A 25,631-nucleotide genomic window follows, 5' to 3' on the forward strand; every position below is an offset into this window, starting at 1 on the left:
TCCGACGGGTGCGCGCCCGGCGTATCTCGTCCGCCCGGTGGCGTGCTGCGCCCAACCGGTGGCATCGGCTGTGCACAGCGGGGCACGTCACGGCACCCGTATTTGGCCGGGTCTGGGGAAACGGGTAAGCTAGGTCGCTGGTGACTTACATAGTGGTTGTGGCATGTCCTAGTGCCGCCTCCAGTGAGTATGTCACCGGGTTGGCCGCAATGCACCACCAACTTCGGGGCCGACCTGCCGTAATGAGCTTGAACCAACCAGGTTCAGCCTAACCGGGATCGCGGAGGATATGGCGAAGAAGGAAGGGGCCATCGAGGTCGAGGGCCGGGTTATCGAGCCGTTGCCCAACGCGATGTTCCGGATCGAGCTGGAAAACGGTCACAAGGTGCTGGCCCACATCAGCGGCAAGATGCGGCAGCACTACATCCGCATCCTGCCCGAGGACCGCGTCGTCGTGGAGCTGTCGCCCTACGACCTGACCCGCGGCCGCATCGTCTACCGCTACAAGTGAGTCACCCCCGCGGGTGCCAAAGACTTCCGGGGCGCGAGTCCCGGGTTTTCCCCGGTCAAACCGGCCGGGGAAAAGCTGTGTTCACGGCCAGTGAACACCAACCCAGATTGGATCTGACGTGAAGGTTCAGCCGTCCGTCAAGCCGATCTGCGAGAAGTGCAAGGTGATCCGCCGTCACGGTCGGGTCATGGTGATCTGCGAGAACCTGCGCCACAAGCAGCGTCAGGGCTGATTGCGGCCTCGTGCCGTGATCGCCGGGACAGTGGATTCTTCACGCCCCCGGTCGCTCACCGCCAAGCACCGAACGCAGTTCGGATTGGCAACAAAGAAGAAACTCCCAGCGCCAGTCGCCGTCGCCGAGTCCCGTAGGGGACGGATGGCGGCCCACCCCCGGTACGGAGGCCGGGGCCCCACTCACGAGGGGACGGACAGGGAGCAGACCTCCGCGAAAGTAAGGAATCGCCAACCATGGCACGTCTGATGGGCGTCGACCTCCCGCGCGAAAAGCGCATGGAGATCGCGCTGACCTACATCTTCGGCATCGGCCGTACCCGCGCCAAGGAGATCCTGGACGTTACCGGCGTCAGCCCGGACCTGCGTTCCAAGGACCTCAGCGATGACGACCTGACCAAGCTCCGCGACTACATCGAGACGCAGGACTTCAAGGTCGAGGGTGACCTGCGCCGCGAGGTGCAGGCCGACATCCGTCGCAAGATCGAGATCGGCTGCTACCAGGGCATCCGCCACCGTCGTGGCCTGCCTGTGCGTGGCCAGCGGACCAAGACCAACGCCCGCACGCGCAAGGGTCCGAAGAAGACCGTCGCCGGCAAGAAGAAGTAGGGATAGCGCATGCCTCCGAAGAGCCGGGCCTCGGGCCCGAAGAAGACTCAGAAGTCGCGTCGCCGGGATAAGAAGAACATCCCGCACGGCCACGCGCACATCAAGAGCACGTTCAACAACACGATCGTGTCCATCACCGACCCCGAAGGCAACGTCATCTCCTGGGCGTCCTCCGGCCACGTCGGTTTCAAGGGCTCGCGTAAGTCGACTCCGTTCGCCGCGCAGCTGGCCGCCGAGAACGCTGCCCGCAAGGCGCAGGAGAACGGCGTCAAGAAGGTCGACGTCTTCGTGAAGGGCCCGGGTTCGGGCCGCGAGACCGCGATCCGTTCCCTCCAGGCCGCCGGCCTCGAGGTCGGCACGATCTCCGATGTCACCCCGCAGCCCCACAACGGCTGCCGTCCGCCCAAGCGGCGTCGCGTCTAGCGGGAAGGAAGAGTAGAAAACAATGGCTCGTTATACCGGCCCTATCACCCGCAAGTCGCGTCGTCTGCGTGTCGACCTCGTCGGAGGCGACCAGGCGTTCGAGCGTCGTCCTTACCCGCCCGGCCAGCACGGCCGCGCGCGGATCAAGGAGTCCGAGTACCTCATGCAGCTGCAGGAGAAGCAGAAGGCTCGCTTCTCGTACGGCGTCATGGAGAAGCAGTTCCGCCGCTACTACGAAGAGGCCAACCGCCAGAAGGGCAAGACCGGCGACAACCTGCTGCGTCTGCTCGAGTCGCGGCTGGACAACGTCGTGTACCGCGCCGGCCTGGCCCGGACCCGTCGTGGCGCCCGTCAGCTGGTCTCGCACGGCCACTTCACCGTCAACGGTGTGAAGGTGGACGTGCCCAGCTTCCAGGTCTCGCAGTACGACATCATCGATGTCAAGCCGAAGTCGCTGGCCATGTACCCCTTCCAGGTGGCGCGTGAGACCGTCGGCGACCGCCCGATCCCGGGCTGGCTGCAGGTCGTTCCCGGCCGTCTGCGGATCCTGGTGCACCAGCTTCCCGAGCGTGCGCAGATCGATGTTCCGCTGCAGGAACAGCTGATCGTCGAGTTCTACTCGAAGTAATAGGTGCGCGTACGCGCGCCGCTGGTTGCGGCCCCGGTGTAACCGCCAGGGCCGCAACAGTTCCCAATCGTGAGCGTCAAATGGTGGGCGCTCGAAGGAGGAAGAAATGCTGATTTCACAGCGACCGACGCTGACCGAAGAGGTTGTGTCCGAGAACCGGTCGCGGTTCACCATCGAACCGCTGGAGCCGGGCTTCGGCTACACCCTCGGCAACTCGCTGCGCCGCACGCTGCTGTCGTCGATTCCTGGTGCCGCTGTCACCAGCATTCGCATCGACGGCGTGCTGCACGAGTTCACCACCGTCCCGGGCGTGAAGGAGGATGTCACCGACATCATCCTGAACCTCAAGGGCCTGGTCGTGTCGTCCGAAGAGGACGAGCCGGTCACCATGTACGTGCGCAAGCAGGGTCCGGGCACTGTCACCGCCGGTGACATCGTCCCCCCGGCGGGCGTGACCGTGCACAACCCGGACATGCACATCGCCACCCTGAACGACAAGGGCAAGCTGGAGATCGAGCTCGTGGTCGAGCGCGGTCGCGGCTACGTCCCGGCCGTCCAGAACAAGGCGTCGGGTGCGGAAATCGGCCGGATTCCGGTTGACTCGATCTACTCGCCGGTTCTCAAGGTGACGTACAAGGTCGAGGCCACCCGTGTCGAGCAGCGCACCGACTTCGACCGGCTCATCCTGGATGTCGAGACCAAGAACTCGATCTCCGCGCGGGATGCGCTGGCGTCGGCGGGCAAGACCCTGGTCGAGCTGTTCGGTCTCGCGCGCGAGCTGAACGTCGAGGCCGAGGGCATCGAGATCGGCCCCTCGCCGGCCGAAGCGGACCACATCGCTTCGTTCGGCCTGCCGATCGAGGACCTGGATCTCACCGTGCGGTCGTACAACTGCCTCAAGCGTGAAGGCGTGCACACCGTCGGCGAGCTGGTCGCCCGCACCGAGTCGGACCTGCTGGACATCCGCAACTTCGGTCAGAAGTCCATCGACGAGGTCAAGGTCAAGCTGCACTCGCTCGGCCTGTCCCTCAAGGATTCTCCGGCTTCCTTCGATCCGTCCTCCGTCGTCGGCTACGACGCGGCCAGCGGCACCTGGAGCGACAGCGGTTCGTTCAGCGACACCGACAACGGCGAGCAGGACTACGCCGAGACCGAACAGCTTTAGGTCATTCGGGGTGTAGCGCCCCGAATCGGCCTTCAACACAGGAGATTCAAACAATGCCCAAGCCCAAGAAGGGTGCCCGCTTCGGCGGGACGGCGTCGCACCAGAAGGCGATCTTCGCCAACCTGGCGACGGCGCTCTTCGAGCACGGTCGCATCACGACCACCGAGGCCAAGGCCAAGGCGCTGCGCCCCTACGCCGAGAAGCTTGTCACCAAGGCGAAGGGCGGCAGCCTGGCCGACCGTCGCGAGGTCATGAAGGTGATCCGCTCCAAGGACGTCGTGCACGCCCTGTTCGCGGAGATCGGTCCCTCGTTCGAGGGCCGTGAGGGTGGCTACACCCGCATCATCAAGACCATCCCCCGCAAGGGTGACAATGCTCCGATGGCGATCATCGAGCTGGTCCGCGAGAAGACCGTGACCAACGAGGCCGACCGTGCCCGTCGTGTCGCCGCTTCGCAGAAGGCTGCCGAGGCTCCGGCCGAGGCCAAGGCCGAAGAGGCTGTCGCCGAGGCTCCGGCCGAAGAGGCTGCCGCCGAGGACAAGGCCGCGGAGTAAATCCGGTCCTTCGGACTCGACAAGGGGTTTCAGGGGCATCCCCGGAAACCCCGAGGGTGAGATTCCATGAGTGAGCCCGCCGTCCCCTCCGGGTCGGCGGGCTTTCTCCATGTTAACCAGGAGATCGCTGTGACCGTGGAGGATCCGACGCCCGAACCGGTTTCGATTCGGGTACGGCTGGACATCAGTTACGACGGCACCGATTTCACCGGCTGGGCGCGCCAGCCCGGCCTGCGCACCGTGCAGGGCGTGCTGGAGGACGCGCTGAGCAAGGTGCAGCGCGAGCCCATCCAGCTCACCGTGGCCGGGCGCACCGACGCGGGCGTGCACGCGGAAGGTCAAGTCGCGCACTTCGATACGCACACCGAGGTGGACGGCCCCAAGCTGGTGCACCGGCTGGCGCGCTTCCTGCCGAAGGATGTGCGCGTCAAGGCGGCCCGCCTCGCGCCGCCCGAGTTCGACGCCCGCTTCTCCGCGATCCGCCGCCACTACGCCTACCGCCTGACCACGGCTCCCTTTGGCGCGGAACCGCTTCGGGCGCGCAGTGTCGTCCCCTGCCGCCCGGGCCCCGATGTCGAGGCCATGCGTGAGGCGTCCCGAAAACTGTTGGGCCTGCACGATTTCGCCGCCTTCTGCCGCCGCCGTGAGGGCGCGACCACCATCCGCGAACTGCAGCGCTTCGACTGGGTCCAGGACGGCGACCTGCTGACCGCCTATGTCAGCGCCGACGCCTTCTGCTGGTCCATGGTCCGGAGCCTGGTCGGCGGTGTCCTGGCCGTGGGGGAAGGCCGCCGCACGCCCGCCTGGATCGCCGGTTTGCTGAACGAGCGTGAGCGCTCGAGCTCTGTCACCGTGGCCCCGGCCCACGGCCTGTCGCTGATCGCGGTCGACTACCCGGACGACGCCGACCTGGCCGCCCGCAATGCCCAGACCCGCGAGGTCCGCACCGTTCCTGACCCCGAAGGTTGCTGCGGCGACTGACTCGTCCTGAACCCGTGTGGCACACGGCAATTGGCCGACCGAGCGCTGACAAGCGACCGCGCTGACGCAGCGTTCCACCAACTGTCGTGAGGTCTGGGCCGTTTCGGGCTTTCGGAAGCACCCCGCGCACCCGGGCCGGACCACATGCGTCGGCTGCACCGGTTCAGCCACCGGCCGGTCGCCGGCGGCGCGCTCGGCCGCGGCGTGAATGAGCACGAAAAGCAAAGGGTGAACTTCTTTTTGGTTCGGGGGTGCGAAGTTTCGCTTTGCGATGTGGTGGCCGAGGTGCGGGCGGATAGTCCTCGGTATGGGGAAATCGAAGCGGGGCCGCGGGGGTCGAAAGCACAAGGGCGGACGTGGCGGCGGGCGACGGCCGGAGCGGGCGCTCGCATCGCACGAGGATGAGTTCGCCCGGTTCGACGGACAGGGGTTCGATCTGCGGGAGCCGATCGACCGTGTGCTGGCGGATGCTGCCGAGCTGGGGAATGACACCGATCCTCTGGAGGTCGAATTCCTGGTCGCCGATCTGCTCGCCGGGGGCGACGAGGATCTAGGGTTCGCCAAGCTGTTCGGCGCGTGGGCGGTGCTCGTGCTCGAGGAGCGGGCGACCTCGGATGCCTTGGGCACGCTGCGCGCCCTGGCCCGGCTCTCGACCGCCGAGCTGTCGCGTGCGGCGCGAGCCGCGGCGGATCGGCTCGAGGCGCAGGGAGTGAGCGTGCCGGGCTGGTCGGTCCGCTCGGCCGCCCCGCTGCGAGCGGTCGCGTGCACCCGCTCGACTGCCATGGGCGCTTCGGTGCTCGTGGGCAGTTTCGAACGCGCGGACCGCATCCATACCTTCCTGGTCTGGATGCTCCATGACGGTGGCGAGATCGCGGAGGTCATCGACCTGCTCCCGGGCTATCGGACGGCCGTGGAGCGGCAGTTGGCCGGCGCGGACCTGCCCGGCGTCACGGAGCGGCTGTCGCCGTGGGAGTTTCGCCGGCAGGTGGAGGCGGCGCTGGATCGGCGGGCGCGTCGGGAGCGTGCGGCGCTGATGGCGGATCTCGACGTGTTCGACGACCCGGACGACGACGGCCCGGAAGCCGATCTGCCGCCGTATGCGCTCGCCGCGACGGTACTGCGCGCGCAGCTGCGGACGATCGACTCGACCGTTCGATGTGGTCCGGCCTGCACGGCGGACAGGGCGGCGAATTCGATGTCGGGTGGAAATGACGGCCATGTGATTGTGGAAGGGGGTATGGGTGAAAGTGCAAGTCCGGGATGAAGATTCGTGGTGCGAGTTGCGGGGAATGGGGAAATCCGGGCGATGTGATGAAAGTTGGATGTTGTTAAGGGAATTCGCGGATCGGGGCGGTCGTGGGGTGCGAGAATCGGGCGATGAGGGGCGGCGTCGAGCCCGCGGTGATGGAGGTTCGGTCCACACCGGAGGTTTCGCAGCAGGAGACTTTCGAGGAATGGGAGGCCGTTGTCGCAGCGGCCTACGTTCCGCTGGTGGTGACACCGGTGCGGTCGGGGGAGTTCCGGGCGCGCATCGTGCAATCGCGATTCGACGGCATCGATGTGTCCATGGTGACGGCCAGCGGTCAGCACCTCAGCCGGATACCGCGTCTCCTCCACGAGCCCCAGGAACCCATTCTGTTCGCCAGCGTGACCACACACGGGCACGGCTGGCTGGAACAGGACGGGCGGGTCGGGGAACTCGCCGACGGCGGGCTCACCCTGCACGTCAGTTCCCGGCCCTTCAGCGCGCATTTCGAGCAGTCCTGGGGCGTGGTGGCGGTGCAGGTGCCGCTGGCGGAGGTGGTGGGGGCGTCGGGGGTGCCGGCGGACCGGTTGCCGACCGCGGTGCGCTTCCCGCCCGAGGGGGCGGCCGGCATCGTGGGCCGATTCTTCTGCGGCCTGGCGCAATTGCAGTACACCGCACCGGACCAGGCGGCGGTGCTGGCCAAACACGGTACGGGACTGCTCGCTTCGGTGGTGCAGCTGGCGGCGGGCGAGCTGCCGCGCGACGAACCCGCGCAGACGCTGGCCAAACAGCGGGCGCTGGCGTTCATCCAAGGCCATTACGCCGACCCGGAACTCACCATCGATCAGGTGGCCGGCGCCTGCGCGGTGTCACGCCGCACCCTCTACCGGTTGTTCGAGCACGGCGAGGACGGTGTGGCGGCCATGCTCCGGCGCATGCGGATCGAGCGGGCCCTGGCCCTGATCCGCACCGATCCGACTCGGCCGTTGCTGTCCGTGGGCCGGGCATCGGGCTTCGTGTCCGAGCGGCAGTTCTATCGGGCCTTCAAACGCGAGATGGGGATGACCCCTGGCGAATTCCGGTCGAGTCATGCCTGATCAGGAGGTGTGTCGGGGCTGACGTCAATTGGCAGTGATCTGGCACGCCCGGGCAGTCACAGCGGCGCGGCGGATGGGAATACTGGTGAGGCGCCGCCCGGTCGCCGCCTTCGAGCCGCCGGCGACCGGGCAGGCGGCCTATCCGGATCGGCTTGATTACCAGGATAATCCGGACGACTTGTCCGTTTTGTCGCATCGGTCGGCTTCATTCGCAGTTTCCCGGCGTCCGGTAGTGGAATGATGCACGGTGTGGGTATTGCGTCCACTGCCAGCGCCGAAGTCCGTACGACCTCAGAGGTTTCCGCGCGGCAGGCATTCGAGCAGTGGGAGGCCATCGTGGCCGACGCGGTGCTGCCGTCGATCTGCGAGCCGCTCGGCAAGGGTCAGTGGCACGGCAAGCTGCGCTTCACCCAGTTCGATCACTCCAGTCTCACCATGATGACCTCCAGCGCGCAGCGGGTGGTGCGTAACAAGCGCCAGCTCGATCAGGCCGCCGGGGACTTCCTGCTGGTGAACATTGTTGTGGAGGGCGCGAACTGGACCGAGCAGAACGGCCGGATCACCGAGGGCGGCGCGGGGACCATCGCCTTCTACGACAGCGCCCGTCCGATCGAGAGCCGCACCACCGAGAACGCGGTGTCCACGATCGTGCGCGCGCCCATGAGCGCGGTGCTCGATCATGCCGGGCTGGTGCGCGACGAGCTACCGATCGCCAAGGCGCTACCCGCCACCGGCGCGATGGGCGTGGTGGTCGACTTCTTCCGCGGCATGGCGGCCCTGACGGTCAAGGAAACCGACCGGGCCGCGCATGCCCTCGAATCGCAGATCACGGCCATGCTCTCCTCGGCGGTGCTGCTGGCCAACGGGCAGAACTCGCCGGCGCCGGCCGATTCGCTCTACACGCGCCAGCAGGTGCTGTCGGTGCTGCGCCAGCGCTACACCGATCCGGATCTGACCGTCGATGAGGTCGCGCACGCCTGCCTGGTATCACGCCGCACGCTCTACCGGGTGTGCGAGGACATCGGCGGCCCCGCCGCACTGGTGCGCCGCATGCGGGTCGAGCATGCCCGGCGGCTGCTGCGGGCCGACCCGACCCGGCCGCTCTCGGCGATTGCCGCGGCTTCCGGATTCTCCACCGATCGCCATTTCTACCGCGCATTTCGCCAGGAAACCGGGGTGACGCCCGGTCAATTTCGGTCACAACTGGACGCAGGCACGCGCGGTCGGTAGCCCGGCACAGGATGTCGCTGTGACCGGTTCACGTTCGGCGAAGGGTGATTGCACATCATCCGATACCCGTCGAAGGAGCCGACGTGCCGACCAAGGTGCGAGTCGCAGCCGTCCAAGCCGAGCCACGATGGCTGGATCTGCGCGCCGGTGTCCAGCAGACCATCGAGTTGATCGAGGACGCGGCCGCGGGCGGCGCGCAGCTGGTGGCCTTCCCGGAGACCTTCCTGCCCGGATATCCGTGGTGGTTGTGGCTGGAATCGGTGAGCTGGGGACAGGGGTTCTTCGCGCGATATCGCACGCATTCGATGACGGTGGGCCGCACCGAGTTCCGGCGTATCGCCGACGCCGCGCGGCGGCATCGCATTCACGTGCTGCTCGGCTTCAGCGAGCGCAGTGCCAGTGCGCTCTACATGTCGCAGTGCCTCATCGATGATCGCGGGGTACTGCTCGGAATCCGTCGCAAGCCCGCGCTGACGCCGCTGGAGCACAAGATCTTCCGCAGTGGCGAGCCGGGCGAGTCGCAGGTCTTCCGCACCGGCATCGGCCGCATCGCGGTGCAGGGCGGCTCCGAGCAGTTGCATCTGCCGGCGCGGCGGGAGCTGGAGCGCACCGGCGCGCAGATCCACGTGGTGTCCTGGCCGGGGTTCATCGTGGCGCGAGACGTGGATTGGGGTGTGCGCGTGAACAATGCGGCCACGCTCTGGTACGCGGTGGTCGGGCAGTTGAACGTGATCGCGGCGTGTGCGGTGATGGATGTGGCGGGCGGCGAGAGCCGCCGGGGATCGGAGCCGGCCAAGCAGCTGGTACCCGGGCCGGGCGGGCATGCGCGCATCTTCGCGCCGGGCGGTGAGGAACTGGCGGCGCCGCTGGCCGGGCACGAAGAGGGTTTGCTGTACGCCGATCTGGAACTGGACCTGAGTTTCGAGTCCGCGGCCTAGTGGTATCACTGCGTACCGCTCCGGGGTATTGGCTCGAATTCCCCTGATCTGACACACTCTCCCGAGTATTCGGCCGTACATCGGCCGACCATTGTCATCGAGGGATGGGGAGTGGAACGGTCAGAAGCGGTCGATCGGATCGAGGTGCGGTCCGGACCGGAGCAGTCGGCGGCGGAGGCATTCGAGCGCTGGGAAGCGCACGTGAGCGATGCCTATGTGCCCTTGGCGGTTTCACCAAAACCGACCGATCGTTTTGTTGGCTATATCGAACACGCTCGATATGGCGACCTCGATCTGACCGTCGCTGGATCCTCCGCTCAGTTCATCCGCCGCACCGATCGGCTGATAGCGCAGGCGAATGACGAGTATCTGATCGCGAGTATTCCGCTTTCGGGTCACGCGCGCTTGCAACAGGACGGCCGTGTAGCCGATGTCCGTCCCGGTTCGATCGTGTTCTACGACACCACTCGCCCCTATCGGTGGGACCTGCAGCAGGAGTGGGAACAGGTCGTGGTGCAGGTCCCGCTGAGCCGGCTGCGCGATCACTACGGCGTTACCGATCCCGAAGTCCCCACGGCCACCGTGTTTTCCAGTGGAACCGCGCCGGGAATCGTGGCGCAATTCTTCCGGGGTGTCGCGGGATTGCAGCGCACCGATCCGGCCGGGGCGGCACTGCTGGCCGAACCGGGGATGGATCTGCTGGCGGCGGCGGTGCTCGCGGCGGCCGGGCGCACCCCGCACGACCAGTCCGCGGACGCCCTGAATCGGCAGCGGGTGCTGGCCTTCATGCGCAGCAACTGTGCGGATCCGGATCTCGGAGTCGATCGAATCGCCGAGGGCTGCCGCATGTCGCGCCGTACTCTCTACCGGGTGTTCGGCGAGTTCGAGGGTGGACCGGGAACGGTGCTGCGCCGCATGCGAATCGAACGTGCTTGCGACCTACTACGAAATGCGCCACAGTTGCCGCTTTCGGCCGTTGCGAAAGCGTCGGGATTCCTCACCGAGCGTAGTTTCTATCGAAGCTTCCGTTTGGAAATGGGAACGACTCCGGGGGCTTTTCGTACCCTGGCATGATCAGTCGGTGATTCGGCACTCGTCGCCATTGTCTGACCGGAAACTCTTGGCAAGCATCACGTTCCATGAGGGAACAGCGATGAGGATTACGGTGCGAGTCGCCGCCGTCCAGGCCGAACCCAGCTGGCTACGGCTGTCCGACGGCGTGGAGCAGGTCGTCGAGCTGATCCGAGCAGCAGCGACGCGGGGCGCCCGGCTGATCGCATTCCCGGAGGCGTTTCTCCCGGGATATCCCTGGTGGCGCTGGATCGATACCAATCAGTGGAATGTCGAGTACTCGACTCGGTGCCGCGAGAATTCGATGACTCGGGACGGCGTGGAAATGCGCGCGATCACCGGGGCCGCCGCCGCGCACGGCATTCACGTCGTCCTCGGATTCGGTGAACGGCAGGATCGGCGAATCTATATGTCGCAGGCCGTGATCGACGATTCCGGCAAGTTGCTGTCCGTACGCCGCAAGGCCGGGTTGAACAGCGTGGAGCGCAAGATATTCGCCTCCGGAACTCCGAATCTGCCTGCGGTGCACCACACTCCGATCGGCAAGTACGGCGCGCTGTCCGGGCAGGAGAACCAGCGGCCGCTGCTCACCCGTGCGCTACGCGCCGACGAGGAACAGATCCATGTGGCCGCCTGGCCCGGCAGTCCGTACGCCGATCCGGCAGGACCTGATTCGAGCATCACGGTCAGCCGGATGTACGCGCTGGAGGTCGGCGCCTTCGTGCTCGCGCCCACCGCGGTGGTGGGGGAGCCGGTGTTCGACGGTATGGGCGGCGCCCCTCGGATCAGCGGCCCCACCGGCCGCGCTCGCATCTACGCCGCGGACGGCAGCGAAGTGGTGACCCCGCTGAGGGACGGCGAGGAGGGCATTCTCTACGCCGATCTGGACCTGGACGCCGGCAGCGGCGACACCCAGCAGCGCGACTCCGTCCCGGTCCGCCGCGGGTCCCGTCGGGTCGCCTCCGGCTGGCAGTCCGGCCCGGACCGCTGGGCGCTGCCCGTGTCGTTGGGTACGTATCCCGGCGGCATCGCCGCCTGCTGAGGGCTAGCTCCGTACCAGGCGGGCGATGGCGTCGGTGGCCTCCTTGATCTTGGCCTCGGCCTCGGGGCCGCCGGCGATGGCCGCGTCGACCACGCAGTGGCTGATGTGATCCTCGAGCAGGCCCATGGCGACGGCCTGCAGGGCCTTGGTCATGGCCGAGACCTGGGTGAGGATGTCGATGCAGTACTTCTCCTCGTCGACCATGCGCTGCAGGCCGCGGGCCTGACCCTCGATGCGGCGCAGGCGCTTGAGGTAGTCGTCCTTGGCGGTGATGTAGCCGTGGGTGGCGTGGTCGTGGCAGGACTCGGCGGCTTCGGCGGGTGCAGCCGGGTCTGTGGTCGCGGTCTTGTCGTTGGTCACCTGCGCTGTCCTCACTCCCGGGCATTAATACCCCCCTAGGGTACATGGTTCGCCCTGGTCCCACCACTCGTGCGCGCATGCGCGAGAATCGTGGGCATGAGTGAGGATCCACGGGCAACGCTCGCCATCATCGGAGGCAGCGGGTTCTACGACTTCTTCGGCGATGATGCGACCACGGTCGAGGTCGAGACCCCCTACGGCGCGCCCAGCGCGCCCATCACCATCGGTCAGGTGGAGGGGCGGGCGGTGGCGTTCCTGCCGCGGCACGGCCGCAAACACGAGTTCTCGCCGCACACCGTGCCCTACCGGGCCAATATGTGGGCCCTGCGTTCGCTGGGCGTGCGCCGCATCTTCGGTCCGTGCGCGGTCGGCAGCCTGCGTGCCGACTGGGGCCCGGGCACCGTGTCCGTGCCGGACCAGCTGGTGGACCGCACCTCCGGTCGCGCCCAGACCTTCTACGACACCGGCGGGGTGCACGTGGCCTTCGCGGATCCGTACTGCGAAGAGCTGCGTTCGTCGGCGATCGGCGCCCTGGGCGACGAGCTGCCCGCGCACGATCACGGCACCATGGTCGTGGTGGAGGGCCCGCGCTTCTCCACCCGCGCCGAGAGCCGCTGGTACGCCGGACAGGGCTGGGCGCTGGTCAATATGACCGGGCACCCGGAGGCCGTGCTCGCCCGCGAGCTCGAAATGTGCTACGCCGCAATCGCTCTCGTGACCGACCTGGACGCCGGCCTGGAGACCGGTGAGGGCGTCAGCGCCGCGGCCGTCTTCGCCGAGTTCGAGCGCAACCTGGTCCCCTTCAAGGCGCTGGTGCGCCGAGCCGTCGCCGCCGTCCAGGGCGACGACACCTGCGACAAGTGCCGCGTGCTCACAGGCACTGGCGTCCAGCTCCCCTTCGAACTGCCCTGAGCTCCCCCGCCTCCCCGCGCCTTCGGCGGACGGCTGAGAGCCGTCCGCCGTTGGCAACCCGTGCCGTCGGTTGGATGCGAAACCGATTCTGGGCGTCCCCGGCGAGTTACCCTGATCGGCGCGAAATCAGTTGTTGCGTCTGATTCGAAGAGACCTGAATGAGAATGTGGTCGCGACGTTGTCCAGCGGACCTGAGCGTCGGAGGCCGGTCGAATAGGCTGGAACCATGAATGCGGGCAGTCCCGACCCCGTGCGCGTGTTGCTGACCGGCGCGGCCGGTTACTTGGGCTCCCATGTGCACCGCGCACTGCTGGCGGCCGGTCACGAGGTTGTCGCGATCGATGCGTTGCTCGAGAGCGTGCACGGTGCGAATGCTGCTGGCCCCGAGGATGTTTCCCGCCTCGATGTGCGTGATCAGGACGCGCTCGAGCCCCTGCTCGCCGATATCGACGTGGTCTGCCACCTGGCGGCGGCCGTGCCGCTGCCGCAGCAGCGGGGCGCGATCGAGCTGGTGCCCGCCGACTCCTCGAATCTCTCTGCCCCGCAGGACGTTCCGCATCTGCACCGCGGCTCGGTGGCCGGACAGCGTGGTCGCGACGATGCCGCCCACGGCGCCGGTCCGTGCGTGCGCGCCCCGCTCGGCGCGGACCGGGCCGGCGCGGCGCGGCCGGGCGCGGAGGGCATGCGCTGGGCCGCGCTCTACGGCGCGCACAATGACGTCGGCACGGCCGTCCTGCTGGCCGCCATGGAGCGGGCGGGGGTGCCGCGGCTGGTGCTCGGGTCCTCGGTGGCCGTGTACGGCGAGGGCCGGTATCGGGGCGTGCGCAGCGGACCGTTCTATCCGGGGCTGCGGCGGCGCGGTGACCTGGATCGGGGATTGTTCGATCATCGCGCGCCGCGGTCGGGGGAGGTGCTGACCTGGGAGCCGATGGGGGAGGACGCACCACTGCGGCCCCGGAGCGCCTATGCGGCAAGCAAAGTCGCACAGGAGCACTATGCGCTGGCGTGGGTCGCCAATACCGGCGGGGATGCCGCGGTGCTGCGGTATCACCAGCTCTACGGCGAGCCGGTGGCGGACGGCCGCAGGGTGCGCTCGGCGGAATCCGGTGTGGTGGCGCGTTTTCGGGCCGAACTGATGGCGGGCCGCCCGCCGCAGGTGTTCGAAGACGGCGGTCAGGTGCGGGATTTCGTGCACGTGCGGGACGCGGCGGTGGCCACCGTCGCGGCCGTGGAACGCCGGCTGCCCGGTTTCGTGCCGTTGAATATCGCCTCGGGGCGGCCGCTCACGCTGTGGGAGGTGGCCTCGGCCATGGCCAAGGCGGTGGACGGGCCGACCCCGGTGGTGACGGGGCAGTGCCGCGTCACCGATATCCGCCATATCGTCGCGCATCCCGAAAGAGCCCGGCTCGCGCTGGATTTCACCGCGCGTACCCAGCCCGCCAAGGGGCTGGCCGACTATGCCGCGCGCGGGATCGGACGGCGCTGACCGCCCAGCCGATAGGCTCCCGGCATGGACACCCCGCTGCGGCTCGAGGTCATCATCGCCAGTGTGCGTCCCCAGCGGTTCGCGCCGGTGGTCGCGGACTGGTTCCTGCGCCGCGCCCGCGCCGACACGGATTTCGAGGTGGGCGTCATCGACCTCCTCGGCACCCCGCTGCCGCTGAACCTCACGGATTCCCCGGAGGTGCAGGCGTTCCGGCAACGGATCGGGGCCGCGGACGCGTTCGTGGCCGTCACCTCCGAGTACAACCACGGCTACCCGGCCTCGCTGAAGACCGCCTTCGACAGCGTCAAGCGCGAATGGCGCGGCAAGCCCATCGGGTTCGTCAGCTATGGCGGCCTGTCGGGCGGGTTGCGCGCGGTCGAGCAGCTGCGGCAGGTGGTCGCCGAGATCCATATGGTCTCCATCCGCGAGACCGTGAGTTTCCATGAGGCCAAACGCAAGTTCGATGCCGAGGGCGAGACTCGGGACGGCGCGGCCATCGACGCCGCCGATCGCATGCTGCGCCAGCTCGCCTGGTGGGCGGCGGCGTTGCGCACCGCCCGCGCCGCGGATCCGTATCCGGGCAGCTAGCGCGCGAGCGCGACGGCGGCGCGGGGCTGTCCGATGTAGGTGGACTCGCGGGGGATGGAGACGAGGGTCAGGGGCACCTCGGTGGTTCCGGTGCGCAGGACGATCCGGTTGCCTGCGGCGGCGGGCTGGCGGATGGACAGGTCGGGTCTGGTGCCGGGCCAGCCGAGCGGGTCTCCGGTCAGGTAGATGGTGGTGACGCCGGCGTGGGGCGCGGGGGCCAGGACGCCGTCCACCAGGGTCGCGGTGAAATCGGCGTCGGATTGGTGGGTTTCGACGGCGACGGTGAGGCGTTCGGGATTGCCGATGGTGGTGACCAGCTGCTGCCAGGCCTCGGGCCGGTCGGTGCGGATGAGGATGCGTTCGCCGACGGCCAGGGCGCGGAAGACGATCTGCTGGGCGAGATAGAGCTCCCCGGCCAGATGGACGCTCGAAATACCCTGCCCGACAAGTCGAATGGCGACGCCATTGCCGTCGTCGTCGGAGCCGAGCAGCTGGCCGCATCCGGCGGAGGGCAGCTGCAGGGCCCCGATGCCGGCGATATCGCGGATCTCGGTCGGCACGGTGTCGTCCAGGCCCGGTACGGCGAAGGGGAGATGCGCGAGCAGCCCTTCCCGGTGGCGGCCGTTCATGGAGATCATGTGCTGCTGCACCGGTTCCGCGGGCAGCTCCCGGGCGGTGAGCCGCCAGGCCGCGCCGATGCGCACCGTGTCGGCGCTGCGGCCCGGCCGCAGCCGCACGGCCACCGTGGTGCCGCGTGAGGCGGGCACCCACAGCTGGGCGAGCAGATCGGAGGCCAACTGCCGGGGATCCACGGCCGCACCGATGTTCACGCCGTTGCCGAGTTCGGCGTAGCGCCAGCGCTGGGTCAGCGCGCCCGGGTCGACGCCCGCGGTGACCTGCAGGGCGGCCTGCCGGATCTCGGGTGCGGTGAGCAGCCGGGCCGAGCAGGCGGCGTCCTCGAGGGTGCGCATGATGCGCTGGGTGGCGATGGTGACCGCCCGGCACGCGCCGGTCAGCCCGCCGCCGCGCCGGGTTGCGGCGTCGGGGCAGGTGATCGGGTCGAAGGCGATGGCCAGCCATACCGTGCGGTGCGCGGTGGCGGGCAGCGGGCCGAGCAGGGTGTCGTAGATCGCGCCCGCGGGTGTGCCGGAGCGGCTGCGGAAGCCGTGCGAGACGATGTCGATGCCGGACAGCAGAATGTCGTGCCGGCTCAGGCTTTTCGCGAGTTCCGGCAGTGGCAGCAGGTGGGTGGACTGCACGGTGCGGCGCCCGAGCCGGGTCAGTCCGCCCTTGGGTGCGAGCACCTCGACGACCGCCACCACGCGGCTGCCGTCCCGGTAGATCCCGAGCGAGCGCCCGTCGGGGGCGCGGAAATCGATGAGGTCGGCGGGCGGGTGGTCGCGCCGGGTGCGGAAGCGGCCGCCGGTGGCTATCCAGTCGGAAACGGTTCGTTTGCCAAGGGGTAACAGAAGAACCAGACCGACCACTATGCCGAGAGTGAGTGCGCCCCACCATGCCAGCCCGCACGGTATGCCGAGGACCAGAACGACCAGTCCGGCAACCTGGGCCCAGATCAGGTTCGCGAGGGAGATCCGGCCGAGCAAAGGCCGCGTCGCCGTCTCCCCGGATTCGATCGTCATCGTCGGTCCCCGGCTCCCCGATATCGGCCGCGCGCGCTGCCCGAGTGCGCTCGCGCGGCGGCCGAGTGCGAATGAATGTCCTTGTCAAGGTACTGTGTTCGGCGAACGCAACGACTTGCGGGGGACTGGAATGCCTTCGAAACCCACGACCCGATGGCAGGTGAGCGGCTATCGCTTCCTGGTCCGTCGCATGGAGCACGCCCTGGTTCGCCGGGATGTGCGAATGCTGCACGATCCCATGCGTTCACAGTCGCGGGCGTACGCTGCCGGACTCGTCCTCGCGTGTGTCGCGCTGGCAGGTTGCGGAGTGTTGGCTCTGCTGCGGCCGCAGGACCGGATCGGGTCCAACAAGATCCTCATCGGCAAGGACTCCGGCGCGGTCTACGTGGTGCTCGGCAATGTGGTGCATCCGGCGCTGAACCTGGCCTCGGCGCGGCTGGCCGCCGGCGACGCGGTCAAGCCCGCGACCGTGCGGGAGTCCGAGCTGGACGAGAAGCCGCGCGGGCAGCTGATCGGCATACCGGGAGCGCCGACCTCCTTGAACTTCACCGGCGGCGACGGTCGCAGCTGGATGGTGTGCGACATGCTGTCCAATGACGGCAGCCGCTCTCTCACCACCTCGGTGCTGGCCGGCGATACGGGCCGGGCGGACAAGGCATCTCCCATGGCGTCCGGCACGGCGCTGCTGGTGCAGGGCCGGGACCACACCTACCTGATCTACGACGATCGGCGGGCCCGGATCGATCTGCACGATCGGGCCGTGGTCGATGCCCTCGATCTGCGGGGCCGGACCCCGCGCCCGATCAGCGACGGCCTGCTGAATGCGATTCCCGAAGTGCCGCCGCTGATTCCGCCGCGCATCGAGAATGCCGGCGCCGTACCGGATTACCCGCTCGGTGACCATCGGATCGGCGATGTGGTGCAGGTGCGGACCGACGGCAAGTACTACGTGGTGCTGCCCGACGGCCTGCAGCCGGTCTCGGTGCTGACCGCCGACATCATCCGGAATGCCCACCGCGCCAGCGCCGCCGACGACTACATCGCGCAGGCCGACCGCACCGGCGCGCCGGTCTCCTCTGCGCTGCAGGTGTCGAAGTATCCGGACCGGGCCCCGGTCCTGGTGGACGGCAAGGACCAGCCCGTCGACTGCCTCTCGTGGAAACCGGTTGGTTCTGCCGATACGTCCGATGGCGGCAAGCATGCCGAGCTGGCGGTGCTCACCGGGCACGCGGTACCGATTCCCGACCGCGCCAGGCTGGTTCCGCTGGCGCAGGCCGACGGCAGCGGCCCGAATGTGGACAGCTTCTATATGAATCCCGGCTCGGGGGCGTACGTGCAGTCCACCGGCATCGAGCCGGACAGCCAGCGCCACGACAGCCAGTTCTTCGTGTCCGACTATGGAGTACGGTTCGGGATCCAGAATCTGGATTCCGCCGCGGCACTGGGCATGGACCCGGAGCGGGTGCGGCCGGAACCGGTGCCGTGGCAGATTCTCGGCTTGCTCGCGCCCGGACCGACTCTCAGCCGGGAAGCGGCCATGGTCGCCCACGACGGGGTCGCGGCCGATCCGAATCCCGCCAGGGAACCGGTGAAAACGCCAGCGCCGAACGGGAACTGAGCTCAGGCAGCGGTCTCACCGAGTCAGGCGTCGGTATCGCGCACGCCGAACCGGCGGCGCAGCGGGAACGAGGCCAGAAAGCCGAGCACCAGCAGCAGCGCGACGACGCCGGTGCCGATCAGGGCGACATTGCGCGGTGTGCGGTCGGGCGCGGGCGGCGGCGTGGGCAGGGCGAGCTGCCGATTCCGCGGACCGGCGGGACGCTTGGGCGGCACGATGTTTCGCACCTGGGCGGTGAGCGCGGCCACGGGATCGACCGTGCCGTAACCGATGGCCGGATTCCAGCCCTCGCCCGGCGCGTGTGCGGTGGCCTCGATGCGCTCGATGACCTCGGCGGCGCGCATATCCGGGTAGCGGGCCCGCACCAGCGCGGCCACGCCCGAGACCTGCGGTGCGGCGAAACTCGTTCCGCTGTAGGGGACGACCTGGCCCTGATTGGTCACCTTGGCCGTGGTGAGCCCGGTGTCGCGGGGATCCAGCGAGACGATGTTCTCGCCCGGCGCGGCCACCCCCACCCACGGCCCGGGGACGGTGAACTTCGACGGCTGACCGAAGGCGTCCACCGAGCCGACCGACAGCACATAGGCGTCCCACCAGGCCGGCACCACATACGACGTGACGTGATCCCACGGATCGTCGGCAGGGTGCAGGGGATCCAGGCCCGGATTGCTCGCTTTGCAGGTATCGGTATTGCCCGCCGAAGCCACGATGACCACGTCCTTCTCGACGGCCGCGTACTGCACCGCCGCGCCAAGCGCGCCCATTTCCGCGCTGGCGGGCTCGGTGGTCGGGCAGGCGACCAGGGAGATATTGATGACCCGCGCGCCCGCGTCGGCGGCCCGGCGCACCGCCGCGGCGAGCGCGTAGATCTTGCCGTAGCCGTCGGGCATATCGTCGGGGCCCTTCTCCCGGCCCGCGCCCTTGGTTTGGTACAGCGCGCTGGTCTGGCGGATGGTCATGATCCGCGCCTCGGGCGCGACCCCGGCGAAGCCCTGGCCGCCGACCTCGGAAGCGGCGATCAGGCCCGCGACGATGGTGCCGTGAGCGTCGCAGTCCTCGGTGCCGTCGCCACCCGCGGCCACATAGTCGCCGCCGGGAATCAGGCCGGGCAGCCGCGGGTGCGGGGACACCCCGGTATCGATGACTGCCACCAATTGCCCTGCGCCCCGCGAGAATTGCCACGCTTCGGGGAGTTCGAGGGTGCGCTGGGTGGGCGGAATGGTCGACCCGCCACCGCCCGCCTGGGTGCTGGAGCACGGCGAGTTCGCAGGGTGTTCGGTCTCGGTCGGCGGCCCGGCCGGACCGGCGGGAGGCAGCAGGCCCCCGTCGATGGGCGGCGGCCGGTCCGCGAACGCGGCACCCGTTCCGGCTGCCGTACCGAGCGCCAGGACCGCTGCGGCTGCCGCGACCCGCAATCCCCGCAGGCCGGGAGACGCCGCGTGATCGCGGGAACCATTGGCGCTCAGTGTTTTATCCGGCATGGCCGTCGACGATCACAGTCCGCGTACGAGGGCGTAGAGATCGGTCACCCAGAACGCCAGCGGAACCACGGCTGCCACGAAGCCGTACTCGAGCAGTTCCACCGCCCGCCGCGCGGGCGGGGGCGCCTGCAGGTGGGGCACGATGATGCCCAGGACCAGCGCCGCCGTGAAAAGCACCAGTGCCACACCGAAAATCGTGAGTGGCTGTCGCTGGGTGAGGGCCGCGCCGAGGAGCACCAGCAGGACGATGGTGGCGCCGCCCGCGATCAGGACCACGGCTTGTTCCGCGCCCGCATAGGTGCGGCTGCGGAACATCAGCACCACGGCGCACACCAGCGCGAGGGCCAGGCCCGGCCAGTACGGGGTGCCGGCGCTCGGATTCACGGCGGCGACCGCCCCGGCCACCACCACCGCGGTGGTCGCCGCGACCAATCCGGCCAGATAGTCGCGCGCCCGTTCGGATTTCGCGCGCAAGACCTCCATCGTGGGCATGGCGCGATGGTCGTCGGGGTCGTCCTCGGTGGGGTCGATCGGTGTGCCGGGTGCGGGGACGGGTGGCAGCGGCAATCTGGCCAGCAGCATGGAAAGCCTTGGGGCCAGGGATAATCCGGCCAGGCCCAGCGCCGCCGCTCCGGCGCCGATGGCATGCACCGGCAGATTCGTCAGCAGGCCCACCAGCGTCGCGGGGATGGCGAAGAACGCCAACGTGGTCGCACCGATGAACAGACCCGGCCCCACGCCGCTCACCCGCCAGGCCAGCATCGCGGTGGCCCCGGCCAGGACCGCGCCCAATAACATGTTGGCCCAGCCGTAGTGGCTGGGCACGAACAGCAGGCCCGCGCTGAAGGCGGTGGGCAGTGCGCAGCCGCCCAGCACCAGTGCGCTCGCGCGGTCGCGGTACATGTGGCTGAGCACCGTGCTCGCGGTGACCAGCAGCAGAGTGACGACGGTGGCCACGATCGCGCTCACCCAGCCGGGAAAGGCGGCGGGCGCGGTCAGCAGGGCCAGACAGCCGGTCAGCATGATGGCCACCGCCAGCGCCGAACCGGTCAGCCGGGCCGTGCGCGGCGTCCAGCCGCGGACGTGGTCGGCGTCGGCGATGGCGACGTTGTCCATGATGTCGTCGAAAAGCGGTGTGGGCGCGATGTGTTCGGCGCTCTCCAGCATGAGCAGTTCCCCGTCGCGCACGCCCTGCTCGGCCAGGCTCAGGGAGTTGGAGAAGGGCGGCTGCCCGACACGGGCCAGCACCCACTCGTGCGCTTCGAACGGTTCGCCGTCGTGGTCGAAGTCATTGACGCGATTGTGCTGATCGACCATGTCGACCACGCTCGGGATGACCAGTGCCACCGGCACATCGACGGGAATGGCCATGTCGGCCTGAGTGTGCTTGGCCAGAATGGTGACTCGCGCCAGATCGGGCGCGCGGACCGTGCCGCGAAGTGCCTCGAGGTGATCGGTCCGCGACTGCGCCACGCCCGCACTGTACGGCATGATGGTTGCCGTTCGTACACTGAGCCGCAATTCAATTCGAATTCGTGGGGGACTTTCCGCGATGAGCACCGTACGGTTCCAGCGCCGGCCGCGCCGGGTGATGCCCCGCTCACCCGGCGGCGAGGTGACCCTGCAACCGCCGCCGGAGATTCCGCGGACGGTTCCGGCCAATCTCTTCACCAAGCTCATGCCGGTGGTGATGGGCGTGGGCATGCTCGGAATGGTCGCGCTCATGATCACCTCCGGGAGTGGTCTGGCCACCAATCCGATGAGCCTGATGTTCCCGATGATGATGGTGTTCTCCATGGTCGGGATGTATGCGGGGCAGGGCGGCAAGGGACAGAAGGCGGCCGAGGCCGACGAGGATCGCAAGGACTATCTGCGCTATCTGGACCAGGTCCGCCGGGATGTGGAGGAGACGGCCGCGCAGCAGCGAGCGGCCGTGGAGTGGAGTCATCCGGAGCCCGGGCTGATCTGGATGCTGGCGGGGACCACGCGGATGTGGGAGCGGCGGCCGGGGGACAGGGATTTCTGTCACGCCCGCATCGGCATCGGTAGCCAAAGGCTTGCTACGAGACTGGTCGCCCCGGAAACTGGGCCCGTCGAGGAGCTCGAACCCATCGCCGCGGTCGCGCTGCGGCGCTTCGTGCGCACCCACTCCACCGTGCCCGATCTGCCCACCGCTCTCGCCGTCAAGGGCTTCGCCGCCGTCCAGCTCACCGGCGACCCTGCCCAGGCTCGCGACATGTCGCGAGCCATGCTGTTGCAGCTGGCCATGTTCCAGGGCCCCGACCAGGTACTGATCGCCGTGGTCTGCGGACCGGACGCCGTCCGCGAATGGGAATGGACGAAGTGGCTGCCCCACACCCAGCACCCCGAATCCGAGGACGGCGTCGGCAGCGGGCGCATGGTATACGGCTCCATCCGTGAGGCGCACGCCGATCTGAATCCCCTGCTGCACAACCGGGTTCGGTACTCCCGCAATCAGCCGCCCGATCCGAACCTGACCCAGATCGTGCTGGTGGTGGACGGCGGACTACTCGAAGCCGAGGAAGATCCCCTGCGGGAGCACGGTTTCGAGGGCGTGACGGTCATCGACCTGTGCGGGTACGCGCCGCGGCTGGCCGGCTCCCGGGGCATTCAAATGGTGGTCGAGAACGGCGAGTGCGCCGGACGCGGGGTCTCCGGAACGATGGAGCGCTTCGCCGTCGTCGACCGCATAACCGCCCGCGAGGCCGAGCAGGCCGCGCGCCGGCTCGCGCCGTATCGGGCCGCCGTCGCGCGCACCGCCGGGGCCACCGCTGAGGAGGGCGAGGTCATCTCGAGCTGGTCGCAGCTGCTCGGCCTGGGCGATATCGGCGCCTTCACCCCCGAGACGGCGTGGAAGCCGCGCTACGGCCGGGAGCGGCTGCGGGTGCCCTTCGGTGTCGGGGCCGATGGGCTGCCGGTGGTGCTCGATATCAAGGAGGCGGCCGAGGGCGGCATGGGGCCGCACGGGCTGTGTATCGGCGCGACCGGGTCGGGTAAGTCGGAATTCCTGCGGACGCTGGTACTTTCGCTCATCGCCACGCACTCGCCGGATCAGCTGAACTTCGTGCTGGTGGACTTCAAGGGCGGCGCGACCTTCCTCGGGCTGGAGGGGGTGGCGCATGTCGCGGCCATCATCACCAATCTGGAGGAGGAGGCCGATCTGGTCGACCGGATGCGCGACGCGCTGGCCGGCGAGATGAACCGCCGCCAGGAACTGCTGCGCGCGGCGGGCAATTTCGCCAATGTCTCCGAGTACGAGAAGGCGCGGGCGGCGGGCGCGGATCTGGATCCCCTGCCCGCGCTGTTCGTGGTGCTCGACGAGTTCTCCGAATTGCTCTCGCAGCATCCGGATTTCGCGGAACTGTTCACCATGATCGGCCGGCTGGGCCGCTCGCTGCATGTGCATCTGCTGCTGGCTTCACAGCGGCTGGAGGAAGGGCGGCTCAAGGGGCTGGAAAGTCATCTGTCCTACCGCATCGGTCTGAAGACGTTCTCCGCCAATGAATCCCGGCAGGTGCTGGGCGTGCCGGATGCCTACAACCTGCCCAATAATCCCGGCGGCGGCTACCTGAAATCCGATTCCGGGGAGATTCAGCGGTTCCGGTCCGCCTATGTCTCCGGACCCTGTGCCGGCGGCGGATCACGACGCGATGCCGCGGTGGCCACCCGGTCCGGCGACGTCGATGTGACCGCACGCCCGTTCACCGCGGGCCGCGTGGACTTCCGTGCCGCCGACCGGATTCCGCTGCCCGACCTGCCGGAACCGATGACCGCCCCCGCCGACGCGGATCAGATCTCCAACCTGCAGATGCTGGTGTCGCGGGTACGCGGGCACGGTCGTCCGGCCCACCAGATCTGGCTGCCGCCGCTCGGCGCGGCATCCACGCTGGATCAGCTGCTGCCGCGCTCGATCCTCACCGGGGACTGGAATCCCATTGCGGCCCTGCGCGCTCCGATCGGCATCGTCGACCGGCCCTACGATCAGCGCCGCGACCCCATGGTGGTGGACCTGTCCGGCTCGCGTGGCAATGCGGCGATCGTCGGCGGCCCGCAATCGGGGAAGTCGACCGCGCTGCGCGCACTGGTCATGGCGATGTCCTTGACACACACCGCCGAACAGGTGCAGTTCTACCTGCTGGACTTCGGTGGCGGCACCATGATCGGCCTGGAGGGGCTGCCGCACGTGGGTGCGGTCGCCAGCCGCATGGAGGAGGACCGAGTGCGGCGCACGGTGGCCGAGATGGTGGGCATCGTGCGCCGCCGCGAGGCCACCTTCCGGCGGCTCGGCGTGGAGTCCATGGCCGAGTTCCGGCGGTTGCGCGCCGACCCGGGGACTGATGATCGCGCAGCCGACCAGGGAGCCGGTCCCACCGCCGCGGGCGTGCACGAGGATCCGTTCGGCGACGTGTTCCTGGTGATCGACGGGTACGGCGCGTTCCGGCAGGAGTTCGAACTGCTGGATCAGACCGTCATGAACCTTGCGGTGCAGGGACTTTCGTACGGCGTGCACGTGGTGATGTCGCTGAACCGCTGGGCCGAGGCGCGGCCCGCGCTCAAGGATCAGGTCGGCACCCGCGTCGAACTGCGGCTCGGCGACCCCATGGACTCCGACCTGGGGCGCAAGTTCGCGGCGCTGGTGCCCATGGGCCGCCCGGGCCGCGGCATGACCGCCGACGGGCTGCACATGCTGACCGCGCTGCCGCGCGTGGACAACGACCCGGATCCGGCGACGCTGGGAACCGGTGTAGCGCACGCTGTTTCGGGCATCGTCCGGTTCACCCCGGGACGCCGGGCACCGGCGGTGCGCATGCTGCCCGACCGGCTGCCGCGCGCGGAACTGCTGCGGCTGGCGGGGGATTGGCCCGCCGAGGTGGACAACAACCAGCCGTGCCTGCGCTTTCCGCTCGGCATCAATGAATCCGGGCTGGCCCCGGTGTATCTGGATCTGGCGACGAGTCAGCATTTCGTCGTCATCGGCGACTCCGAGTGCGGCAAGACCACCCTGCTCCGGGCGCTGGTGCAGTCCATCTGCGCGTCCAATACCACCGATCAGGCGCGCATCATCATGGGCGACTACCGCCGGACCATGCTCGGCACCGTGCCACAGGGCTATCTCGCCGGCTACGGCACCACCGCCCCGCAGTTCACCCGCAACATGGCCGACCTGGCCGCGTACGTCACCCAGCGCATGCCCGGCCCCGAGGTGACTCCGCAGCAGCTCAAGGACCGGTCCTGGTGGCGCGGCCCGGAACTCTACGTCGTCGTCGACGACTACGACCTGGTCGCCACTGCCGGCGGCAACCCGCTGCACGCCCTGGTCGACCACCTGGCCCACGCCCGCGACCTCGGCTTCCACCTGATCCTGGCCCGCCGCTCCGGCGGCGCCGGCCGTGCCATGTACGAGGCCACCCTCAACCGCCTCAAGGAACTCAACTCCGCATCCCTGACCATGAGCTGCAGCCGCGACGAGGGCACCCTCTTCGGCAACACCCGGCCAGCCCTCATGCCCCCGGGCCGCGGCACCTACGGCACCCGCGCAAGCGAGGACCTGATCCAAACCGCCTGGCTGCCCGCGGCCGATTTGTGACAGCGAGCTGCCCGGGACACCACCGGTGGCCCCTCGACCGCGGACGTCGTCGTTCGATAACTTGAATTGATTACTCGTTGAACACGAGGTGGTTCCATCGCTATGGTCCGCACAACGTGATAAACGTCGGCTGCGACAGTCCGGAAAACGCCGCACTGTTGATAGCGGGGGTCATCGACCGATTCGCTTCCGCTTGGAGGGAGCGGGGTTCG

Annotated in this window: 23 protein-coding genes; 19 read left to right on the forward strand and 4 right to left on the reverse strand. The window is 68.6% G+C overall.

Features of this window, described 5'->3' with window-relative positions; translation table 11 throughout:
* Positions 1–289 precede the first annotated feature (289 nt).
* The 14 genes from infA to ACFXKA_RS02925 all read left to right on the forward strand — a co-directional run bounded on the left by infA (position 290) and on the right by ACFXKA_RS02925 (position 11,726).
* The gene (gene infA / locus ACFXKA_RS02860) at positions 290–511 is read left to right on the forward strand and encodes a translation initiation factor IF-1 (protein ID WP_040804562.1); all 222 of its coding nucleotides are present in this window, start codon (positions 290–292) and stop codon (positions 509–511) included.
* Positions 512–629: 118 nt separating this feature from the next.
* Positions 630–743, forward strand: coding sequence for a 50S ribosomal protein L36 (gene rpmJ / locus ACFXKA_RS02865; protein WP_033085975.1), 114 nt, complete (start codon positions 630–632; stop codon positions 741–743).
* A gap of 236 nt (positions 744–979) precedes the next feature.
* Entirely contained in the window at positions 980–1,351 is a 372-nt protein-coding gene (rpsM, locus tag ACFXKA_RS02870; RefSeq protein ID WP_354830389.1) for a 30S ribosomal protein S13, read from the forward strand.
* A 9-nt stretch (positions 1,352–1,360) separates the two neighbouring features.
* Positions 1,361–1,774, forward strand: a complete 414-nt coding sequence (gene rpsK / locus ACFXKA_RS02875) for a 30S ribosomal protein S11 (RefSeq protein ID WP_040855472.1) — start codon at positions 1,361–1,363, stop codon at positions 1,772–1,774.
* 22 nt (positions 1,775–1,796) lie between these two features.
* Entirely contained in the window at positions 1,797–2,402 is a 606-nt protein-coding gene (gene rpsD, locus ACFXKA_RS02880) for a 30S ribosomal protein S4 (RefSeq protein ID WP_040855473.1), read from the forward strand.
* Between the two features lie 106 nt (positions 2,403–2,508).
* A complete protein-coding gene (locus ACFXKA_RS02885; RefSeq protein WP_040855475.1) occupies positions 2,509–3,567 on the forward strand; it encodes a DNA-directed RNA polymerase subunit alpha in 1,059 nt (352 codons plus the stop codon).
* A gap of 53 nt (positions 3,568–3,620) precedes the next feature.
* Complete coding sequence (gene rplQ, locus ACFXKA_RS02890) at positions 3,621–4,121, forward strand: 50S ribosomal protein L17 (protein WP_354830387.1); 501 nt, start codon at positions 3,621–3,623, stop codon at positions 4,119–4,121.
* 66 nt (positions 4,122–4,187) lie between these two features.
* Positions 4,188–5,102 (forward strand): tRNA pseudouridine(38-40) synthase TruA, encoded by a 915-nt coding sequence (gene truA / locus ACFXKA_RS02895; RefSeq protein ID WP_379425634.1) that lies wholly within the window; start codon positions 4,188–4,190, stop codon positions 5,100–5,102.
* Positions 5,103–5,409: 307 nt separating this feature from the next.
* Positions 5,410–6,366: a hypothetical protein gene (locus tag ACFXKA_RS02900; RefSeq protein WP_379425636.1), complete on the forward strand. Its 957-nt coding sequence runs from the start codon at positions 5,410–5,412 to the stop codon at positions 6,364–6,366.
* A gap of 113 nt (positions 6,367–6,479) precedes the next feature.
* Entirely contained in the window at positions 6,480–7,445 is a 966-nt protein-coding gene (locus ACFXKA_RS02905; RefSeq protein WP_379425638.1) for a helix-turn-helix domain-containing protein, read from the forward strand.
* A gap of 249 nt (positions 7,446–7,694) precedes the next feature.
* A complete protein-coding gene (locus tag ACFXKA_RS02910; RefSeq protein WP_379425639.1) occupies positions 7,695–8,675 on the forward strand; it encodes an AraC family transcriptional regulator in 981 nt (326 codons plus the stop codon).
* Between the two features lie 83 nt (positions 8,676–8,758).
* Complete coding sequence (locus ACFXKA_RS02915) at positions 8,759–9,613, forward strand: nitrilase-related carbon-nitrogen hydrolase (RefSeq protein WP_379425641.1); 855 nt, start codon at positions 8,759–8,761, stop codon at positions 9,611–9,613.
* A 111-nt stretch (positions 9,614–9,724) separates the two neighbouring features.
* Positions 9,725–10,687, forward strand: coding sequence for a helix-turn-helix domain-containing protein (locus ACFXKA_RS02920; protein ID WP_379425643.1), 963 nt, complete (start codon positions 9,725–9,727; stop codon positions 10,685–10,687).
* 79 nt (positions 10,688–10,766) lie between these two features.
* The gene (locus ACFXKA_RS02925) at positions 10,767–11,726 is read left to right on the forward strand and encodes a nitrilase-related carbon-nitrogen hydrolase (protein ID WP_379425645.1); all 960 of its coding nucleotides are present in this window, start codon (positions 10,767–10,769) and stop codon (positions 11,724–11,726) included.
* A 3-nt stretch (positions 11,727–11,729) separates the two neighbouring features.
* On the opposite strand, the gene ACFXKA_RS02930 is transcribed toward ACFXKA_RS02925, so the two are convergent.
* A complete protein-coding gene (locus tag ACFXKA_RS02930; RefSeq protein WP_354831600.1) occupies positions 11,730–11,999 on the reverse strand; it encodes a metal-sensitive transcriptional regulator in 270 nt (89 codons plus the stop codon).
* Between the two features lie 183 nt (positions 12,000–12,182).
* Between ACFXKA_RS02930 and ACFXKA_RS02935 the strand changes: the two genes are divergently transcribed.
* The 3 genes from ACFXKA_RS02935 to ACFXKA_RS02945 all read left to right on the forward strand — a co-directional run bounded on the left by ACFXKA_RS02935 (position 12,183) and on the right by ACFXKA_RS02945 (position 15,072).
* Positions 12,183–12,998: an S-methyl-5'-thioadenosine phosphorylase gene (locus ACFXKA_RS02935; protein ID WP_379425647.1), complete on the forward strand. Its 816-nt coding sequence runs from the start codon at positions 12,183–12,185 to the stop codon at positions 12,996–12,998.
* 226 nt (positions 12,999–13,224) lie between these two features.
* Positions 13,225–14,484, forward strand: coding sequence for an NAD-dependent epimerase/dehydratase family protein (locus ACFXKA_RS02940; protein WP_379425649.1), 1,260 nt, complete (start codon positions 13,225–13,227; stop codon positions 14,482–14,484).
* Positions 14,485–14,508: 24 nt separating this feature from the next.
* Positions 14,509–15,072: an NADPH-dependent FMN reductase gene (locus tag ACFXKA_RS02945; RefSeq protein ID WP_379425650.1), complete on the forward strand. Its 564-nt coding sequence runs from the start codon at positions 14,509–14,511 to the stop codon at positions 15,070–15,072.
* On the opposite strand, the gene eccE is transcribed toward ACFXKA_RS02945, so the two are convergent.
* On the reverse strand, positions 15,069–16,712 hold the full coding sequence (eccE, locus tag ACFXKA_RS02950; protein ID WP_379425651.1) for a type VII secretion protein EccE: 1,644 nt from the start codon (positions 16,710–16,712) through the stop codon (positions 15,069–15,071). The genes ACFXKA_RS02945 and eccE overlap by 4 nt on opposite strands.
* Before the next feature lie 130 nt (positions 16,713–16,842).
* On the opposite strand from eccE, the gene eccB reads away from it, so the two are divergent.
* Entirely contained in the window at positions 16,843–18,330 is a 1,488-nt protein-coding gene (gene eccB, locus ACFXKA_RS02955) for a type VII secretion protein EccB (RefSeq protein WP_379425652.1), read from the forward strand.
* Positions 18,331–18,353: 23 nt separating this feature from the next.
* Here the strand turns inward: eccB and mycP are convergent, their stop codons facing one another.
* Together mycP and eccD are read right to left on the reverse strand one after the other, a co-directional pair.
* Positions 18,354–19,811 (reverse strand): type VII secretion-associated serine protease mycosin, encoded by a 1,458-nt coding sequence (mycP, locus tag ACFXKA_RS02960; protein WP_379425654.1) that lies wholly within the window; start codon positions 19,809–19,811, stop codon positions 18,354–18,356.
* A 12-nt stretch (positions 19,812–19,823) separates the two neighbouring features.
* Positions 19,824–21,284, reverse strand: a complete 1,461-nt coding sequence (gene eccD, locus ACFXKA_RS02965; protein ID WP_379425656.1) for a type VII secretion integral membrane protein EccD — start codon at positions 21,282–21,284, stop codon at positions 19,824–19,826.
* Between the two features lie 79 nt (positions 21,285–21,363).
* Here eccD and eccCa point away from each other — a divergent pair, with 79 nt between their 5' ends.
* Positions 21,364–25,419 carry a type VII secretion protein EccCa gene (eccCa, locus tag ACFXKA_RS02970; protein ID WP_379425657.1) on the forward strand — a complete coding sequence of 1,352 codons (4,056 nt, stop codon included), beginning with the start codon at positions 21,364–21,366 and terminating at the stop codon, positions 25,417–25,419.
* The last annotated feature ends 212 nt before the right edge of the window (positions 25,420–25,631 follow it).

Source organism: Nocardia sp. NPDC059228 (genome assembly GCF_042754245.1).
In the GTDB taxonomy this organism is placed as follows: Bacteria; Actinomycetota; Actinomycetes; order Mycobacteriales; family Mycobacteriaceae; genus Nocardia.